17 protein-coding genes are annotated in these 17,577 nt (G+C 73.3%); 12 read left to right on the top strand and 5 right to left on the bottom strand.

Annotation, left to right across the window (positions count from 1 at the left end; genetic code table 11):
• Window positions 1-65: 65 nt before the first annotated feature.
• On the bottom strand, window positions 66-593 hold the full coding sequence (locus FHX44_RS43215) for a MarR family winged helix-turn-helix transcriptional regulator (protein WP_246170334.1): 528 nt from the start codon (window positions 591-593) through the stop codon (window positions 66-68).
• A gap of 298 nt (window positions 594-891) precedes the next feature.
• Here FHX44_RS43215 and FHX44_RS12345 point away from each other — a divergent pair, with 298 nt between their 5' ends.
• The 4 genes from FHX44_RS12345 (at window position 892) to FHX44_RS12330 (ending at window position 5,606) form a co-directional block, all read left to right on the top strand.
• On the top strand, window positions 892-1,863 hold the full coding sequence (locus FHX44_RS12345; RefSeq protein WP_147255930.1) for a 2-dehydropantoate 2-reductase N-terminal domain-containing protein: 972 nt from the start codon (window positions 892-894) through the stop codon (window positions 1,861-1,863).
• 2 nt (window positions 1,864-1,865) lie between these two features.
• The gene (locus FHX44_RS12340; protein WP_147255929.1) at window positions 1,866-3,137 is read left to right on the top strand and encodes a glycosyltransferase; all 1,272 of its coding nucleotides are present in this window, start codon (window positions 1,866-1,868) and stop codon (window positions 3,135-3,137) included.
• Window positions 3,134-5,092, top strand: coding sequence for a right-handed parallel beta-helix repeat-containing protein (locus tag FHX44_RS12335; protein ID WP_147255927.1), 1,959 nt, complete (start codon window positions 3,134-3,136; stop codon window positions 5,090-5,092). The genes FHX44_RS12340 and FHX44_RS12335 overlap by 4 nt, the downstream gene beginning before the upstream one ends.
• A 97-nt stretch (window positions 5,093-5,189) precedes the next feature.
• On the top strand, window positions 5,190-5,606 hold the full coding sequence (locus FHX44_RS12330; RefSeq protein ID WP_147255925.1) for a PPOX class F420-dependent oxidoreductase: 417 nt from the start codon (window positions 5,190-5,192) through the stop codon (window positions 5,604-5,606).
• Between the two features lie 12 nt (window positions 5,607-5,618).
• Here FHX44_RS12330 and FHX44_RS12325 read toward each other — a convergent pair whose 3' ends face one another.
• Window positions 5,619-6,347, bottom strand: a complete 729-nt coding sequence (locus FHX44_RS12325; protein ID WP_147255923.1) for a VOC family protein — start codon at window positions 6,345-6,347, stop codon at window positions 5,619-5,621.
• Window positions 6,348-6,391: 44 nt separating this feature from the next.
• On the opposite strand from FHX44_RS12325, the gene FHX44_RS12320 reads away from it, so the two are divergent.
• Both FHX44_RS12320 and FHX44_RS12315 read left to right on the top strand, forming a co-directional pair.
• Window positions 6,392-7,159 (top strand): TetR/AcrR family transcriptional regulator, encoded by a 768-nt coding sequence (locus tag FHX44_RS12320; RefSeq protein ID WP_147255921.1) that lies wholly within the window; start codon window positions 6,392-6,394, stop codon window positions 7,157-7,159.
• A 181-nt stretch (window positions 7,160-7,340) separates the two neighbouring features.
• Window positions 7,341-7,907: a hypothetical protein gene (locus FHX44_RS12315; protein WP_147255919.1), complete on the top strand. Its 567-nt coding sequence runs from the start codon at window positions 7,341-7,343 to the stop codon at window positions 7,905-7,907.
• Between the two features lie 37 nt (window positions 7,908-7,944).
• Here the strand turns inward: FHX44_RS12315 and FHX44_RS12310 are convergent, their stop codons facing one another.
• Window positions 7,945-8,562, bottom strand: coding sequence for a helix-turn-helix domain-containing protein (locus tag FHX44_RS12310; protein ID WP_147255918.1), 618 nt, complete (start codon window positions 8,560-8,562; stop codon window positions 7,945-7,947).
• 109 nt (window positions 8,563-8,671) lie between these two features.
• Here FHX44_RS12310 and FHX44_RS12305 point away from each other — a divergent pair, with 109 nt between their 5' ends.
• A complete protein-coding gene (locus tag FHX44_RS12305) occupies window positions 8,672-9,583 on the top strand; it encodes an EamA family transporter (protein ID WP_147255915.1) in 912 nt (303 codons plus the stop codon).
• 39 nt (window positions 9,584-9,622) lie between these two features.
• Here FHX44_RS12305 and FHX44_RS12300 read toward each other — a convergent pair whose 3' ends face one another.
• Window positions 9,623-11,233, bottom strand: a complete 1,611-nt coding sequence (locus tag FHX44_RS12300; protein ID WP_147255914.1) for a dolichyl-phosphate-mannose--protein mannosyltransferase — start codon at window positions 11,231-11,233, stop codon at window positions 9,623-9,625.
• Window positions 11,234-11,257: 24 nt separating this feature from the next.
• Here FHX44_RS12300 and rsmI point away from each other — a divergent pair, with 24 nt between their 5' ends.
• On the top strand, window positions 11,258-12,112 hold the full coding sequence (gene rsmI, locus FHX44_RS12295) for a 16S rRNA (cytidine(1402)-2'-O)-methyltransferase (RefSeq protein ID WP_147255912.1): 855 nt from the start codon (window positions 11,258-11,260) through the stop codon (window positions 12,110-12,112).
• A 6-nt stretch (window positions 12,113-12,118) separates the two neighbouring features.
• Here rsmI and FHX44_RS12290 read toward each other — a convergent pair whose 3' ends face one another.
• On the bottom strand, window positions 12,119-13,117 hold the full coding sequence (locus FHX44_RS12290) for an aldo/keto reductase (RefSeq protein ID WP_246170333.1): 999 nt from the start codon (window positions 13,115-13,117) through the stop codon (window positions 12,119-12,121).
• A gap of 99 nt (window positions 13,118-13,216) precedes the next feature.
• Between FHX44_RS12290 and FHX44_RS12285 the strand changes: the two genes are divergently transcribed.
• The 4 genes from FHX44_RS12285 to FHX44_RS12270 all read left to right on the top strand — a co-directional run bounded on the left by FHX44_RS12285 (window position 13,217) and on the right by FHX44_RS12270 (window position 17,530).
• Window positions 13,217-14,113 carry a LysR family transcriptional regulator gene (locus FHX44_RS12285; protein ID WP_147255910.1) on the top strand — a complete coding sequence of 299 codons (897 nt, stop codon included), beginning with the start codon at window positions 13,217-13,219 and terminating at the stop codon, window positions 14,111-14,113.
• A 96-nt stretch (window positions 14,114-14,209) separates the two neighbouring features.
• On the top strand, window positions 14,210-15,313 hold the full coding sequence (locus FHX44_RS12280; protein WP_147255908.1) for a hypothetical protein: 1,104 nt from the start codon (window positions 14,210-14,212) through the stop codon (window positions 15,311-15,313).
• Entirely contained in the window at window positions 15,301-16,935 is a 1,635-nt protein-coding gene (locus FHX44_RS12275; protein ID WP_246170332.1) for a vWA domain-containing protein, read from the top strand. Before FHX44_RS12280 ends, FHX44_RS12275 begins: the two co-directional genes overlap by 13 nt.
• Window positions 16,928-17,530 (top strand): hypothetical protein, encoded by a 603-nt coding sequence (locus tag FHX44_RS12270; RefSeq protein WP_147255906.1) that lies wholly within the window; start codon window positions 16,928-16,930, stop codon window positions 17,528-17,530. The genes FHX44_RS12275 and FHX44_RS12270 overlap by 8 nt, the downstream gene beginning before the upstream one ends.
• Window positions 17,531-17,577 lie beyond the last annotated feature (47 nt).

Below are 17,577 nucleotides of genomic sequence, written 5' to 3'. Positions count from 1 at the left end.
GCTGACGCTAGCGGCGCCGACGGCAGGCCGGCCTCCGTAGAACTACCGTCCGGCCAGGAACGTGGTCAGCAGACGGTGTCCGGGCAGAAGCCACCGATCTCCGGCTTGAAGCCCGATGGGCGGTCCGGGCCGTCCGGGTTGACGGCCCGGAGGATGCGGTGGCCGATCTCGCGGAGCTGCCGTACCTGTGCCTTGGTCAACGGATCGAAGACCAGCCGACGGATTTCTCCCGAGTGCGCCTCGAAGGAGCCGACGAACTGCTCCCAGCCGTCCCCGGTGAGGATGGCGAGGGTGCAGCGGCCGTCGGTGGGGTCCGGTGCGCGGCGTACCCAGCCGCGCTTCTCCAGCCGGGAGATCACCTGGGACAGTCGTGACAGCGAGCCGTTGGTGAGCACCGCGAGCTCGCTCATCCGCACGGAGTGGCCTTCGTGCAGGGCCAGCGCCATGAGGGCCCAGTACTCGAAGTGGTTCATCCCGGCATCGCGCTGCAGCTGGTCGTTGAGCGCCGCCGGCAGCTTGATCAGCACGCCGACGAGTGTGAGCCAGGTTGGTAGCTCCTCCTCGGTCAGCCAGGTCTGCTCGGTGGTCTCCACCTGGCGGAGTCTAGCCAGATTTACTTCACGGTTGAAGTGACTGACCGCACACCCAACTTGTTGTCTTGATCGCGTAACCGCTAGCTTTGCTTCAGCGTTGAAGCTACATGGTTGAAGTAACGGCGCGGGGGTCCGGTCTCGTCGGGGCGATCGGGTAGACCGTCGCCGCCCGACCCGGCCATGCCTGCGGCCCAACGGAGAGCCGCCCAGCCAGTTGTCGCTGACTGAAGCTTCATGTCCGTTCCATCCTCGTCCGGCTCCCCGGTGGGCCGGCTCCAAGCATGTGAGAGGTATCCCCGTGGAGTCTTCGCGGATCTTCATCGTCGGTTCGGGCGTGGTCGGCGCGGCCACGGGCGAGGGTTTCCTCGCCGCCGGCCACAAGGTGACCTTCATCGACATCTCGGCCCCGCGGGTGGCCGAGCTGGCTGCGCGTGGACTGGACGTCCGCACCGAGATCGACCTGTCCGGCGAGCCCGAGTCGCTGATCTTCCTGACCCTGCCGACGCCGAACGACGGGCACCGCTACGACCTGTCGGCGTTCAGCGCCGGCACCGCATCGGTCGGCAAGGCCCTCGCCGGTTCCCCCGTGCGCCACACCGTCGTCGTGCGCTCCACCGTTCCCCCGGGCACCACCGAGGGCCTGGTCAAGACCACCCTGGAGGAGAACTCCGGGATGGTCGCCAACGAGGGCTTCGGGCTGGCCTCCAACCCCGAGTTCCTGCGCGCGGTCTCGGCCGCCGAGGACTTCGCCAACCCCTGGATGACCATCATCGCCAGCCGCGACCCGCAGAACGTCGAGCGGCTGCGGGAGCTGCTGTCCCCCTTCGGTGGCGAGCTGCGCACCTTCTCCGACCCGGCCGAGGCCGAGTTCATCAAGTGCGCGCACAACATCTTCAACGCCACCAAGATCAGCTTCTGGAACGAGATGTGGCTGGTCGCCCAGAAGCTGGGCCTGGACCTCGACCCGATCGCCGCCACCGTGGCCCGCTCGGCCGAGGGCTCGATCAACCCCGAGTACGGCATCCGCGGTGGTGCCCCCTACGGCGGGGTCTGCCTGCCCAAGGACACCCAGGGCTTCCTCGGCTTCGCCGACACCGTCGGGGTGGACATGCCGCTGCTGTCCGCCGTGGTGGAGGTCAACGACCGGCTGGCCGAGATCGTCGACCACGAGATCGACACGGCCGACATCGCGGAGCGGGCCGCCGACCACGCCCAGCTGCGGGCCGCTGCCCACGGTGACAAGGAGCTGCAGGAAGCGCAGAGCGAGTAGGCATGAACCTGCCGCTGGTCTACTACGTGCTCGGCACTCCGCTGGGAGTGCTCGGGCTGATCCGGTGGGGGGCCTGGCTGATCCGCCGGATCCCCGCCGTGACGTACACGCCGATCGCCGGCGACCACCCCGCATCGCTGGCGATCGTCGTGCCGGTGTACCAGGAGGACCCCGAGATCCTGGCCACCGCGATCGAGTCGTGGCTCGCCAACCGCGTCGACCAGATCGTCCTCGTGGTGGACGTCTCCGACACCATCTGCCAGGACGTCGCCGCCCGCTACCCCGTCGAGGTGATCATCACCGACGTCCCGGGAAAGCGAGACGCGCTCCGGCGCGGCTGGCGGGCGGCCCGCACCGAGCTCGTCGCCCTGGTGGACTCCGACACCATCTGGGCCCCCGACGTCGCGGACGAGGTGCGCAAGCCGTTCGCCGACCCGCGCATCGGCGGGGTCGGCACCCGGCAGTCGGTCTACGGCAGCAGCGGGTTCCTGGCGCGGATCACCGACATGTTCCTCGACCACCGCTACTTCGACGAGAACGCCGCCCAGTCCCGGCTCGGCCGGGCCGTGTCCTGCCTGTCGGGGCGGACCGCGGTGTACCGCCGCCGCATCCTCCTCGACATCGAGGAGGAGTTCATGGCCGAGACGTTCTGGGGCGTTCCCTGCCTGTCCGGCGACGACAAGCGGCTCACGACCCTCACCCTGGAGCGGGGCCACCTCACCTACATGCAGCGCACCGCAGAGGTGTTGTCCACCTTCCCCACCGGGTGGAGGGTGTTCTTCCGCCAGCGGCTGCGTTGGGCCCGCAACACCTGGCGCTCCGACCTGCGGGCCCTGTCGAAGCCGTGGGTGTGGCGCCACCCGTTCCTCGCCTACACGATGGTCGACAAGGGGCTGTCCGGCTTCACGCTGCTGCTCGGCCCGGGCTTCTTCGTCTACTCCCTCCTCCAGGGAAACTGGATCTTCTGCGTGGTGCTGGTGGCGTGGTGGCAGCTCAGCCGCGCCGCCAAGCTCCTTCCCCACATCCGCAGGCGCCCCTCGTCCCTCTTCTTCGTGCTCGGCTACGTCGCGGTCTCGTGGGTGATGGCCTTCATCAAGATCTACGCACTGGTCACCATCCGCACCCAGCGATGGGGCACCCGCCAGGTCGCGGTCGAGAACGGCGAGGTCGTCCGCACCGGGAGCGACCCGGTCGCCGCCGTACCGATCCCCGCGCCGCCCGGCGCGCTCGAACTGCCCGTGCCGGCCACGGAGCGAGAAAGGATTCCGGCATGACCGCCAGGAAGGGCCGACGCGGGAGGGGCGTGCTCGCTCTGGCGCTGGCCGTGGGGGTCAGCCTCGTGTCCGGGGCTGCGACGGTGTGGCAGCTGGCCGCGCCTGCCGGAACGGCCGCGCAGGCCGTGCACTCCGCGGCGCTCCCGGCCGAGGGAGATCCCGGCACGGAGGACCCCGAGATGGAGGCGGCCGTCGACGAGGTGCCCCCGCAGTCGCCGCCTGCGCCGACGACGACCGCGCAGGTCCGCGGCCCGGCGGCCTGGGCGTCGCGGGGCCGCCCGAGCCGGATGGTGACGGTGCGTCCCACCTCCCTCGACGTGCTCGTCGCCGGGCGGCTGAGCCGGCGGGTCCCGTTCGGTGGCACGTCCGTCGACCTGGCCGAGCTCGATCGCGCCCTGCCTGCGAGCTGGTTGACCATCGGCGAGGGCGTCGCGACCCTGTCTGCGACGGTCGTACTGACCAGGGGCACCACCTTCGACGTCGCCGGCCCCGGCGTGCACACCCTGCGACTGGCCGGTGGAGCGACGTCCGCCGCCGCGGCGTCCATCCACACCGGCGGCGGAGCGCTCACCCTCGCCGGCCTCACCGTCACCTCCGTCGATCCCGCCACCGGGCAGGCCGTGCCCGCCACCGCCGCGGGTCGCCCGTCGATCGTGGCCTCGTCCGGCGGTCGGCTGGAGGGCACCGACCTCATCGTCAGCGACCTCGGCGCTCCGGCCGCAGCCGACGACAACGGCCGAGCCGCGGTGCTGTTCAACCCCGGCAGCACCGGCTTCCTGACCCGGGTCGCAGTGCAGCGGGGCAGCAGCGGCCTCGAGCTGCGGCGCTCGGACGGCGTGCGGCTCACCGACGTCTCCGTCAGCGAGTCAGGGGGCAACGGCCTCGTCCTGGCAGGCGACCGGGCCTCGACGCTGACCGGGATCCGCGCCGAACGCAACGGCGGCGACGGCGTCCTGGTGACCGGGGAGAGCTCGGATCGCCCGATCACCGGCATCGCCACGTCCGGGAACGGCGGCTACGGCCTCGCGGTCAAGAGGCAGACGGGCGCTCGCGTCACCGCCGTCACCACCACGGGCGACCAGGACGGCGGGCTCGAGATCAGCGGCAGCAAGGACGTCGTCGTCACCGACTTCACGGCCACCGGCCAGCGGGTGGGCGTGTTCGCCCACGTGGCCAGCAGCGGGATCACGCTCGACCGCGTCCGCACGTTCGACGGCCGCTGGGGGGCGTCGGTCGAGAAGAGCACCACCGGGTTCCGCATCATCGACTCGACCTTCCAGGGCGCCCAGGTGGCGGGCATCTCCATCGGAGGCAGCCGGACCATCCTCGAAGGGGTCCAGGTCCGCGACTCGAGCACGGGGGTGCGGATCGAGCGCGGCGCGCACGACGCCCGGCTCACCGACCTGACCGTTGCCGGCGGCCGGGACGGTGTCGTCGCCAAGCCGGACACGACCGGCGTCGTCATCACGGGGCTGGTGGCCGACAACGTCGAATCCGACGCCGTGCGCACGGCCGGCCCGGGCACGCGGATCGTCGGTGGGCTGATCACCGGTGGCGCCACCGGGATCGACGCCGAGGCCGCCACCACGATCAGCCACACGACGATCAACGCCTCGGAGGCGGGGATCAGCTCCAGCTCACCCGATCTCGTGCAGGCCACCGGTGTCGCCATCGAGACCCTGGACGTGGGCGTCAACACCGGCACCGGAAGCCCGTTCCTCCTCACGGACTCGCAGGTGCACGCGCTGGAGTCGGTGCGCGGCGAGGTCGACCTCGCCGGCATCAACGACCTGAGCCTGCCGCCGCTGAACGTCATCGGCCTGATCGGGATACCGCTGATCCTGCTGGCCGTCGTCCTGGAGGAGGTGCACAGCTTCCGCCAGCGCCGCTTCGACCGCGGCCGGGCCCGGGGGCGCGTGCTGGGGCTGGGATCGCCGGTCACACGGACGGGTTGAGCCTTCCGCTCGCCGTTGTCGCCCGCGTGAACCCCGCGATCACCGCTGGTGGCGCCCCCTTGACCTCGACCGAGGTTCAGGTCCGACGATTCGGACCATGACCTTCACGGACTACGAGCTGGCCTACCTGAAGGGCCCGCGGCTGGGCCGGCTCGCCACGACCGGGCCGGCCGGCCCGCAGCTGACCGCCCTGGGCTTCTCGGTGAACGAGGACGGCACCATCGACATCGGAGGGCCGGACCTGAGCAAGACCCAGAGGTGGCGCAACATCGCAGTGAACCCGCTGGTGTCCTTCCTCGTGGACGACATGACGCCCGACGAGCCCGGCGCGGTCAAGCCCGGCTGGGGGCGCGGCATCGAGATCCGCGGCGTCGCCGAGCTGCTCACCGACCACGCCCCGCCCGCGTACGGCGGCAGCTGGTTCAGCAACGAGGTCATCCGCATCCATCCCCGGCGCATCCGCAGCTGGCACCTCGACCCTGGGCAGGACCAGTACAGCCGCGACGTCGCGTAGCCCGGGCAGGGGTCAGGTGTTCGGCAGTTCGGCGGCGATCGCGAGGTCGGCGGCGAGGGTCTCGCGTTCCGCGGTGGACAGCTCCAGTTCATCGATCTGCGCGAGCACCGCCGCCGCGGCGTCGTGGTCGCCGGTGCGGACGTGCAGCTCGGCGAGGTAGACGAGAGCCGGGAGTCGCTGGGCGGGCGGGGCGTCGGCGTGCCGGGCGAGGCCGCTCTCCAGCATCCGGATCCCGGCCGCCTCGTCGCCGTGCGAGTCGGCCTGGCGCGCCGCTGCGGCGACCACCCGGGCGATGCGCCCCTCCTCCTCCGCGGGCCGGTCCTGGGGGCCACCGTCGAGGTCGGCGTCCGACGCGGTCCGCTGCCGGCTGATGCGCAACCAGTTCCCGCCGGGGTCGATCACCATGAACCCGCCCCGCGTGCCCTGCATCCGCCGCGGCCGCGTCATCCGCGGGATCCCGGACACCGGCACCTTCCCGAAGGCCTCGCGCAGGCCGGCCGCGAACGCCGCGTGCAGCGCCGCGGTGTCGGGCACGAGGACGATCACGGTGTGCATCGACTCGGCCGGATCGAATCCCGGCACGCCGAAGAGGTGCAGCTCGATGTCCTCGCGCCGGACGGCGGCGTACGGGTTGGGGCGCTCCTGGCGGTAGGTCACCTTGAAGCCGAGCGCCCGGTAGAAGGGCAGGGAGTCGTCGAGGTCCCGACAGGGCAGGGCGGGGATCACCGTCGCGGAGGGCACCACAACACCGTACGGTGTTCGGAGTATCAGCACTAGGAGAAGGCATGGAGTACGCGGGGCGGGGCGACCCCGCACGCACGGTGGCCCTGCTCTGGGAGGGCGCGCCCACGCCCCGGCGCGGGCCACGGCAGCGGCTCGAGCTCCCGCGGATCGTCGACGCGGCGATCGCCCAGGCGGACCGCGCGGGCCCTGCGGCCCTGTCGATGCGCGCGCTCGCGCAGGAGCTCGGCATCGGCCCCGCCACCCTCTACACCTACGTGCCGGGCAAGGCGGAGCTGCTGGAGCTCATGGTCGACCGCATCGCCGCGACCCAGCCCCTGCCCGTCGCCGACGCCGGATGGCGCGCCGGGCTGCACGACCTGGCGACGACCGATCTCACCGCGTACCGCGCGCACCCGTGGCTCCTGCAGGTCGCGACGTCGCGAACCGTCTTCGGACCGCACGTCATCGAACGCTACGACGCCGCTCTGGGCCTGCTCGACGGAACGCGGCTCACGGGGATCGAGATCGCGGGCTGTGTCGCGGCGGTCGAGGCGCAGACGCGGGGCGCGGCCGCCGCGGTCGTCGAGGCCGAGCAGGCGCCCGCCGCCACCGGGAGCAGCGACGACGAGTGGTGGGAGCGGCGCGCCCCGCTCCTCGCCGAGCGCATGGACGGGCGCTTCCCCCGCCTCGCCGCGCTCGAGGCCGCCGGGGCGTTCGCGGTGTCGAGCGTCGCATTGCCGTACACGCTGCAGCGGGCGCTGGACCGGTTCGCCTTCGGGCTCGACCTCGTGCTCGGCGCGATCGGCGCGCGTATCGCGGGGCTCGCCTGACGCGGGGTGCGAACGGGGGTACGGGATCCGGGAGCGGACCACCGTCGTGCCGCTCATCCGCGACGGCCACGGCCTGCGGGGCGGCATCGGGGAGTGGCAGCCGGCGGCCGGCGTCTGACGCCGACCCCGTGTTCAGCAGACGAATCAAGCGTTCGGTGTTCGGGCACGGCAGGATGCCCGCGTGCGGAAACTGCGCGGTGTCCTCGTCCTCGCGGCCTGCGCCGTGATCGCCGTCGTGGTGGCCGGGGTCGCGCTCGCCGACCCGTTCCACCTGCGCCACATCCGGTGGTTCACCGCGTCCGCCGTGCTGCTCGCCGTCCTGCTCGTCACCGCGGCGTTCGCGCTGCTCGCGCCCCGGGGCGTGGTGCGGCTGATCGTGCTGGGCCTCGGCGCGGTCGCCGCGCTCGGCTGGGTGGGGATCGTGGCGCTCGCGACGCAGGTGACGGTCGAGAACCGCTCGGTGTCGGAGGTGACGGACGCCGGCAGGCGGCTCGTGGTCGTCGAGTCCGAGCCAGTGGCGGCGCGCCCGGTATATGCCGTCGTGGTTCGCGCCGGCACCGGAGTGTTCGAGCAGGAGGCGGTGGTCTACCAGGGTGTCGAGGCCGGGCCCGTGCCGTCGGAGGTGCGGTTCGTCGACGCCGACACCGTCGAGGTGCGCACGGGGCCCTGTGTCTACCGGTCGGAGGTCGAGGCCGTCACCCTCGCCGTCGACCCGGTCCACCGCACCCTGCGCCACGACACCTGCTGACCGCGACTCGCGCCCACGGAGACCGCGACTCGCGGGATCAGGGGACGGGGTCGGCCTCGGCGATGCTGGTCGGGGGCACGAGGCCCGCGTCGCCCGGCTGCAGCACCACCATCATGAACCGGACGGGCCCGTCGCCGATGCCGGAGTAGCGGTGCGGCGCGTGGGCCTGGAACAGGACCGTGTCGCCGGTGTCCAGCTGGTGCTCGGCGGCGCCGACGCGCAGGCCGAGCCGGCCGGAGAGGACTCCCAGCACCTCCTGGGTGCCCATCGGGTGGGCCTCGCCGTCGAATCCGTCGCCCGGCTGGAGGGTCCAGTCCCACAGCTCGACGACGTCCGGCGGGTCGGTGCCGATCCGGAACACCGCGGCGCTGCCGGCCGTGCTGCTCCACAGCGTGGCGGCCTCGGCGGCGCGTCGGACGATCACCCGCGGCTCGGTGGCGTCCTCGACGAGCGACGCGACGCCGACGCGCAATGCGGCGGCGAGCCCGGTGAGCGTGGCGATGCTGGGGTTGCCGCGCGCTGTCTCGATCTGGATGACGGTGCCGCGGCTGATACCGGCCGCGGCGGCGAGCGCGTCGATCGTCATCCGGCGCTGCTGGCGCAGCGCGCGCACGTTGCGGCCGACGGCCGTGGCGACATCCTCCGGGGACTGCATGGGGACAGTTTGCCGGACCCTGGCGGATAGTTGGTTGTACTTCCTCTGGCCCGTCAGCTAGCGTCAACTTCGCTGTCCTTCGAAGTCGATTGTGCTGAACCGAGGTCCGATGTCCCTGCCCTTCGCCCTGCCGTCCGCCGTGACCTACGGCATCGCCGACTTCACCGGTGGGATGGCGGCGCGACGAGCGTCCGTGCTCGTCGTCACGGTCGTCGCGCAGGCCGCCGGGCTGCTGACCCTGCTGCTCGTGATCGGTTTCGTCGCGGGGCGACCGTCGCCCCCGGCGTTCGGGTTCGGGGTGATAGCCGGACTCGCCGGGGTGTCCGGCCTCCTGCTGTACCTGAAGGCGCTCGCCGTCGGGCCGATGGGCGTGGTCGCCCCGCTGTCGGCGGTGGTCGGTGCGGGGCTCCCGCTCGTCGTCGGGCTGGTGGGCGGTGAGCGGCTCGGGCCGGTGGCGGTGCTCGCCGTCGCGGTTGCGCTCGTGGCCATCCTGCTGGCCACGACGGGCACCCGGAACGACCGGGCCGCGAGCACCGGCGTGGTGCTGGGACTGGCCGCGGGCGTGGGCTTCGGCTTGTTCTTCGTCGGGGTCGACGCCGCGCCGGACGACTCCGGGCTGTGGCCGCTACTCGCCGGCCGGACCGCCTCGGTGGTGCTGCTCACCGGCCTCGTCCTCCGGCACCACCTGCCGCTGCCCTCCCGCAGCCGGGCCCGCGCCGTGAGCCTCGCGCCGGTTGCGGGCGAGTCCGGCGGCGTATCCACGCGGCCGGTCGGCCGTTCGAGGTCGCGGGGCCCGGTGGTGCTGATGGTGGTGAGCGGCGTGTTCGACACGGTCGCGAACGTGCTGTTCCTCGTGGCCACTCGCCTCGGCGACCTGGGGATCAGCGCGGTCGTGGTCTCGCTCTACCCGGTGGTGGTCGTCCTGTTGGCCCGCGTGGTGCTCGGCGAGCGCCTCACCCGCACCCAGCTGCTCAGCGCGGGGCTCGCCCTGACGGCGAGCGCGCTGCTGTCCGCGGCCTGATCGTCGGCCTGATCGTCGGCCTGATCGTCGGCCTGATCGTCACTGGCGCCAGGACGGCAGCCACAGCTGCGCGTCCCACATCTCCGGGGTGATGGGCACGCCCATCAGGATCGGCCACAGCCATGCGAAGTTGGCGACGACGAGGCCGGTCCAGAGCCCGACGACCAGCAGGCCGGTCTGGCGCCGCTCGCGCCCGGCGCCCGCCGGCCCGAGCACCGCACCCATCGCCAGCACCGTGGCGAGCACCAGGAACGGCGCCAGCGGTGTCATGTAGAAGAAGTACATCTGGCGCGCCATGTTGGCGAACCACGGCAGGATGCCCGCTGCGTACGCGAGCAGCACCGCCCCGTGCCGCCAGTCGAAGCGCGAGAGCAGCCGCCACACGGCGAAGCCGAGCACCGGGACCGCGGGCCACCACAGGGCGGGGGTGCCGATCAGCATCACCGCGCTGATGCAATCGGTCCTGCCGCAGCCGGTGACGTGGTCGCCCGATGCGTAGTAGTAGAGCATCGGGCGCAGCCCCATCGGCCACGTCCACGGCTTCGACTCCCACGGGTGCACGCCGCTGGCCTCGGTGGTGAGGCCGGAGTGGAACTCCAGCACCCTGCCGCTGTAGTACCAGAGCGAGCGCAGGGCGTCGGGCAGGAACGACCACGGCCCACCGGTGCCCACATCGATGCCGACGGCGTGCCGGTCGGTGCCGGTCTCGCTGCGGAACCAGCCCCACCACGCCGAGAGGTAGGCGAGCACGGGGACGACGGCGAGGGCCCACAGCGCGGGCCCGAGGTCGCGCCGCAGGGTGCCCACCCATGGCCGCCGCACCCCGGCGGCCCGACGGGCGCCGACGTCGAATAGCAGCACCAGCAGCGCGAAACCCGCCACCCAGTACGACCCCGACCACTTGACGGCGCAGCCCCATCCGAGCAGCGCGCCGGCCAGCAGCCGCCACCACCGCACGCCGAACCGCGGCCCGAACGGGGTGTCGTCGACGCGGCCCTCGGTGACCACCAGCGCCATGCGGGCCCGCACGTCGGCACGGTCGCAGAGCAGGGCGGCGAACGCGGCGAGCACGAAGAACGCCGAGAAGCTGTCGAGCATCCCCATCCGAGACTGCACGTGCGAGAGGCCGTCGCAGATCAGCAGGATGCCTGCGATCCCGCCGAGCAGCGTCGAGCCGGTGAGCCTGCGCCCGACCCGGATGACGAGCAGCACCGTGAGCGTCCCGGCGAGGGCGGACGCGGCGCGCCAGCCGAAGCCGTCGTAGCCGAAGAGCAGCTCGCCGAGCGCGATGAGCTGCTTGCCGAGCGGGGGGTGCACCACGAGCTCGTAGCCCGGGTTGTCCTCCACCCCGCCGTTGCGCAGCATCTGCCACGCCTGTGGCACGTAGTGCTTCTCGTCGAAGACGGGGGTGCCGCCGTCGGTCGGGTAGCCGAGTCCGGCGAACCGCACGACGCCCGCGACGAGCGTGAGTGCGATCGTGACGATCCAGCCGCGGAGGCGGTCGGCGGGTGGCGGGGGCCCGAGCACGGCGGTGGGGTCGAGCGGGCGCGGGGCGACCTCCGGGCTCGCCCCGAGCGGTTGAACGCCTTCGACGGGCCGGTCCCCGGAGGCCGCGCGGCTGCGCAAGCCCTCGACCGCCCGGGTGACCATCCGCCTGATCGTAGGCTGTGGCCCGTGTCCTCAGGTTCAGGTCCCGGTCGGCTGGTGCTCGCTGCGACGCCGCTCGGAGACGCGCGCGACGCCTCCCAGCGCCTGCGCGACGCGATGGCCACGGCGGACGTCGTCGCGGCGGAGGACACGCGCAGGCTGCGCTCGCTCGCGGCGGCGCTCGGTGTCGCGGTGACCGGGCGGGTGATCAGCCACTACGACGCGGTGGAGGCGGCGCGGCTGCCCCGGCTGCTCGACGACGTCCGGGCGGGACGGACCGTTCTCGTCGTGACCGACGCCGGCATGCCCGCCGTGTCCGACCCCGGCTACCGGCTGGTCGCCGCGGCCGCGGCCGCCGACCTCCCGGTGACGTGCCTGCCGGGCCCGTCGGCCGTGACCACGGCGCTCGTGCTCTCCGGGCTCCCGGCCGAGCGGTTCTGCTTCGAGGGCTTCGCGCCTCGCCGCGACGGCGAGCGCCGACGCTGGTTGGCCGGCCTCGCCGCCGAGGCCCGGGCGGTGGTGTTCTTCGAGTCGCCGCACCGGCTCGCCGACACCCTGGCCACCGCCGTCGAGGTGCTGGGCGGAGGCCGGGCCGCCGCGGTGTGCCGCGAGCTGACCAAGCTGCACGAGGAGGTGCTGCGCGGGCCGCTCGGCGAGCTCGCGCAGTGGGCCGCCGACGGCCCGGTCCGCGGCGAGATCACCGTGGTGCTGGCCGGTGCCGCGCCTGCGGAGGCGCCCACCGTCGAGTCGCTGGTGGGCGCCGTCCAGGAGCGGGTGGCCGACGGGGAGCGCATGAAGGACGCGGTCGCCGCGGTCGCGGAAGCCGCGGGCGTCAAGAAGCGCGAGCTGTACGCCGCAACGCTCGCCGCCGGGGGATCGTGAGTCGAGTCACGGCTGGGTGGGACCTTCTCCTGCCCCGGTGCGAGCGATCGCCTCTGCGATCTCCGTCAGATCCTCCGCGGTGAGCATCAGGTCGTTCGCCGCGATCCAGCCGTCGATCTGCTCGGGCCTGCGGGCACCGACGATCGCGCCCGTGACGCCCGGCCAGGCGAGCGTCCACGCCACCGCGACGGCCCCGAGCGACACGCCGTGGCGCTGCGCGACGGGCTCGAGGGCGGCGGTGAGGGCGAGGTTGCGGTCCAGGTTGGTCGTGAACTCGGGGCCGCTCCTGCGCCAGTCGTCGGCGGGCAGCGCGGCCACCCGCTCGGCCGTGAACGCGCCGGTCAGCAGGCCGGACTGCATCGGCGAGTAGACGATCGCGCCGGTGCCGTTCTCGTGGCACCAGGCGAGCTCCCGCGCCGCGGCGCGCTTGATCGCCGAGAACGGCGGCTGCAGCGAGTCGACGTGGCCGATCTTCTCCGCCACCTGGAGCTGGTCGACGTCGTGGTTGGACAGGCCGACCGCGCGCACCTTGCCCTCCGTGCGCAGGTCGACCATGACCTGCCAGTACTCCTCGAGCGACGTGCCGTCCTCCGCGGGCCAGTGCACCTGGTAGAGGTCGATCCGCTCCACGCCCAGCCGGCGCAGCGACGCCTCGACGTCGCGGCGCACGATCGCCGGCTCCATCACCCGGCGCGGCCGCGCGGTGCGGTCGGCGTCGTCCCAGACGAGCCCGCACTTGGTGAACACGTACGGCCGCTCGCCGTCGGGAATCGCCGCCAGAGCGCGTCCGACGACCTCCTCGGAGTGCCCGAGGCCGTAGACCGCGGCCGTGTCGATCCAGTTGACGCCCGACGCGACGGCGTGCCGGATCGCCGCCACCGACTCGTCGTCGTCCTGAGGGCCCCATGAGGCCGCCCAGCCGCCGCCCCCGATCGCCCAGGCCCCGAACCCGACCCTGGTGAGCTCCATACCCGTCGTACCCAGCTCGGCTGTCGTGAGTGACACCCGTCCTCCTGTCTTCGGCGTTGTCCCGATCCTCGCGGCGGCGCATTCACCTGTCCAACAGATGGATCTGTTCGCAGTGAGCACCTACAGTTCTCAGTCGTGGAGTTGCGCCAGCTCGAGTACTTCGTCGCGGTCGCAGAGGAGCGGCACTTCACGCGGGCGGCGCGCCGCGCGTTGGTGTCGCAGTCGGGGCTCTCGGCCTCGATCCGGGCGCTCGAACGCGAGCTCGGCGCCCCGCTGTTCGTGCGGTCCACGCGCCACGTCGAGCTCACGGAGGTCGGGCGGGCGGTGCTCGCCGACGCGCGGCGCGCGCTCGCCGGCGCCGCCGCGGCGCGCGACGCCGCTGACGCGGTGCGGGGCCTGCTGCGCGGCACGGTCGTCGCGGGCACCGAACAGGGCGTCACCGGCGTCGACGTCCCCGCGGTGCTCGCGGCGTTCCGCGCCGAGCATCCCGGCGTCGACGTCCGGCTGCGCCACGAGGGCTCGCTCGCCCTGCTCGAACAGATCCCGGCGAACCGGGTCGACGTCGCGTTCGTCGCGATCACCGGCCCGGTCCCGGACGGCGTCCGGCTGTTCCCGGTGGCGAGCAGCCCGATGGTGCTGCTGTGCCACCCCGAGCACACCGTTGCGGTGGGCGAGCCGACGTGGGCCGACCTCGCCGCCCAGGTCTTCGTCGACTTCCCGCCCGACTGGAGCATCCGCAGGCTCGGCGACCGGGCGTTCGCCCGGGCCGGCCAGCAACGCGAGGTCGCGCTCGAGGTCAACGACGTGCACGGCCTCATCGACCTCGTCCGCCACGACCTCGGCGTCGCCATCGTGCCGGAGTCGGTCGCCCGCAAGAAGACGGCGGCCGGTCTCGCGGTCCGTCCGCTCCCCGGTGCTGTGAAGATCGATTGGGAGGTGGCGGTCGCGGTCGGCGCCGAGGAGCGGGCGGGCCCCGCAGCGCTGGAGCTCTGCCGGATCGCCCGCGCGGAGACGGCAACGCCCTGTCGATAGGCGCTGAGACGCGACTCGCGGTCTCGACGCGGCAGGCGGCACAAGTCGGGGCCCGGTGTTCACGGCTCGTTCATTCGGACGGGTGACGATCACGGCATGACCGCTCCGGCGGGCCGGCGTTCCGGCAGGCGGGTCCTCAGCTGGTTGCTCGCGCTCGTCCTGTTGGGCGTGATCGGGTTCGTGGTGTTCCGCGACGTCGGCGGGCAGGAGCCGGAGCCGGTGGCTCCCACCGTGGTCAGCGGCGTCATCGGGTCGGAGAAGGCGGCGTTCTTCGCCGACGAGCGGGTGCGCAACGCCTTCCTGGCCCACGGCCTCGACGTGCGGGCCGACCCGGCCGGCTCGCGCCAGATCGCCACCACCGTGCGGCTCGACGGCTACGACTTCGCCTTCCCGTCCAGCTCGCCCGCCGCAGACAAGCTGCTCGCGCAGCGCCCGACCGCGCGGACGTACGCCCCGTTCTCCTCGCCGATGGCGGTGGCGACGTTCGCGCCGATCGTCGACCTGCTCACGCAGGCGGGCGTGGTCGCCCCCGGCAGCTCCAGCTTCGACGTGCGCCGATACCTGGAGCTCGCCGCGGCCGGCACCCGGTGGGATCAGCTGCCGGGCAACACCACCTTCCCGGCGCGCAAGGACGTGCTGCTCTCGACCACCGCGCCGTGCCAGTCCAACTCGGCGGCCATGTACCTCGGCATCGCCTCCTACGTGGCGAACGCCGACGGGGTGGTCGCCGACCAGGGCGTCGCCGCCCAGGTGACCCCCTCGGTCCAGCCGCTCTTCCGCGACCAGGGCTACCTGCCGCCCACCACCGAGGTGCTGTTCGAGGACTACCTGTCGGCCGGGATGGGCCGGGTGCCGATGGCGCTGGTCTACGAGGCCCAGTACCTGGCCGAGGCGCTCTCGCCCGACCCGGTCCTGCCCGCCGACGCGCGCCTGCTCTACCCCAGCCCGACGATCTTCTCGCGGCACACGCTGGTGCCGCTCTCACCCGCAGGCGACCGCGTGGGGGAGCTGCTGACCAGCGACCCGCAGCTCGCGGAGCTCGCCGCGCAGCACGGGTTCCGGCCGACCGACCCCCGCCCGTTCGCCGCGGCGTTCCGGGATCGCGGGCTGCCGGAACCACCCCAGCTCGTCGACGTCGTCGAGCCACCGTCGTTCGACACCTTGGAGGGCATGTTGACGCTGCTCGGATGCGCGCCGTGAGGCGGATCGCGGTCGTGGCCGCGGTGCTCGCCCTCGTGGCCGGCTGCGGCGGTGACGGGGGCGGTGGCGACGGCCCGGGACTGGCGGTGGGCCCGTCCGACGCGCCGGTCACGTTGCGCGTGCTCGCGGGCAGCGAGCTGCTCGACCTCGAGCCCGTCCTCGCGGAGGCCGGGGCCGCCACCGGCGTGCGCATCGAGCTCGATCCCGTCGGCACGCTGGACGGCGCCGAGGCCGTGGCGTCCGGGACGGCGGAGGCCGGCCACGACGCGATCTGGTTCTCCTCGAACCGCTACCTGGCGCTGCAGCCGGCGGCCCAGGCGCGGCTCGGCACGGCCACCGACATCATGTCCTCGCCCGTCGTGCTCGGCCTGCGGCGGTCGGTGGCCGAGCGCCTCGGATGGGTCGGCCGCCCCGTCACGTGGGCCGAGATCTCAGCGGCCGCGGGTGCCCGGCAGTTCACCTACGGGATGACCGACCCGTCGGCGTCCAACTCGGGTTTCTCGGCGGTGGTGGCCGTGGCGACGGCGCTGGCCGGGGCCGGATCGGCGCTCACCCGCGAGCAGGCGGAGTCGACGGTGCCCGCCCTGCGCGACTTCTTCGCCGCCCAGACGCTCGCCGCCGGCTCGTCCGGTTTCCTGCAGGAGGCATACGTCCGGCGGGCCACCGGCGCGGACCCGGGAGAGCCGGTCGACGGCCTGATCAACTACGAGTCGGTCCTGGAGGGGATGAACGCCGCGGGCACCGTCCCCGAGCCGCTCGAGCTGGTCCGACCGGCCGACGGCGTGGTCACGGCCGACTACCCGTTCACCGTGCTCGCCGCCGCCTCCCCGGAGGCGAAGGACGCCCACCGCAGGCTCGCCGAGCACCTGCGCACCCCGGACGTGCAGCGCGCGATCGCGGAGCGCACCCACCGCAGGCCCGCGGTCCCCGGCGTCCTCCCCGCACCGGCGGGGACGGCGGTCGAGCTGCCGTTCCCGGCGCAGGCCGACGTCGTCGACGCGCTGCTCACCAGCTACTTCGACAAGCTCCGCCGACCGTCGCGCACGATCTACGTGCTGGACACCTCCGGCTCCATGGCGGGCGACGAGCGCATCGGGGCGCTGCGGCGCTCGCTCGCAGGCCTCGCAGGGGCGGACCCCTCGCTCACGGGGCAGTACCGCCGGTTCCGGGGCCGGGAGCAGGTCACGCTGCTGCCGTTCTCCACCGGCCCGGGGTCCCCGCAGACGTTCACGGTGGCCGAGGACGACCCCGGCCCGGACCGGCAGCGGATCGCCGACGCGGGTGCCGCCCTGCAGCCGGACGGAGGGACCGCGATCTACGACGGCCTGCAGGCGGCGTACCGGATCGCGGAGCAGCAGATCGCCGCCGACCCCGACCGGTTCACCTCCATCGTGCTGATGACCGACGGCGAGAACACATCGGGTGCCGACATCGAGGCGTTCCGGCTCTTCGCCGGAGCCCGGCCCGCCGCGCTGCGGGAGGTGCCGGTGTTCTGCGTGCTCTTCGGGGAGACCGACGCCGAGGAGATGGAGGAGGTCGCCCGGCTCACCGGCGGGCGCACCTTCGACGCGCGCACGGCGCCGCTCGCGGAGGTCTTCAAGGAGATCCGCGGGTATGTCTGACCGGGTGCGCCGCTACCTCGGCTCGCGGAAGAACATCGCGGGGATGGCAGGCGCGCTGGCCGGCGTGGGACTGCATCTCGCCGGCGTGATCGGCGACGTGTGGCCGGTGGTCGCGGCCGGGCTGTACGGGGTGGGCGCGCTCGTCGGGCCGAGCGACCCGCCGGGCGAGCCGGCCGAGCCCCGCCTGACCGACGCGCTGCGCGCGGAGGCCGCCGCCATCCTCGGCCGGGCCGAGGCGCGGTCCGGAGCCCTCCCGGAAGGCGCGGTCGCGGACGTCGGCCGGATCATCTGCGCCCTCCGCCTCGTGCTCGATCGGCTCGACGACGTGGCCGATCAGGAGACCGACCGGATCGCGGCGCCGGAGCGGCTCGCCGACGTCGCCGAGATCGTGCGCGTCGAGCTGCCGGAGTGCCTCGAGACGTATCTCGGCCGCGCCCCGTCCCCTCCCGAGGCGCCCGCCGCACGGGAGTTGCGGGCGCAGCTGACCCTGGTGGGCGAGCGAGTCGACCGGCTGGTGGCGCAGGTTCCCGACGTCCACGTCCGGCGCGCCGAGGACCTGACGCGGGAGATGCGCCGCCGCCACGAGCGCCCGTAGCCGGGGCCTCCCTGGTTCAGGAAAGCCACATTCCTGGCCTACGAGGC

The sequence above is a fragment of the Pseudonocardia hierapolitana genome (genome assembly GCF_007994075.1).
Taxonomy (GTDB): domain Bacteria; phylum Actinomycetota; class Actinomycetes; order Mycobacteriales; family Pseudonocardiaceae; genus Pseudonocardia; species Pseudonocardia hierapolitana.
This window is presented reverse-complemented; position numbering and strand designations above follow the sequence as displayed.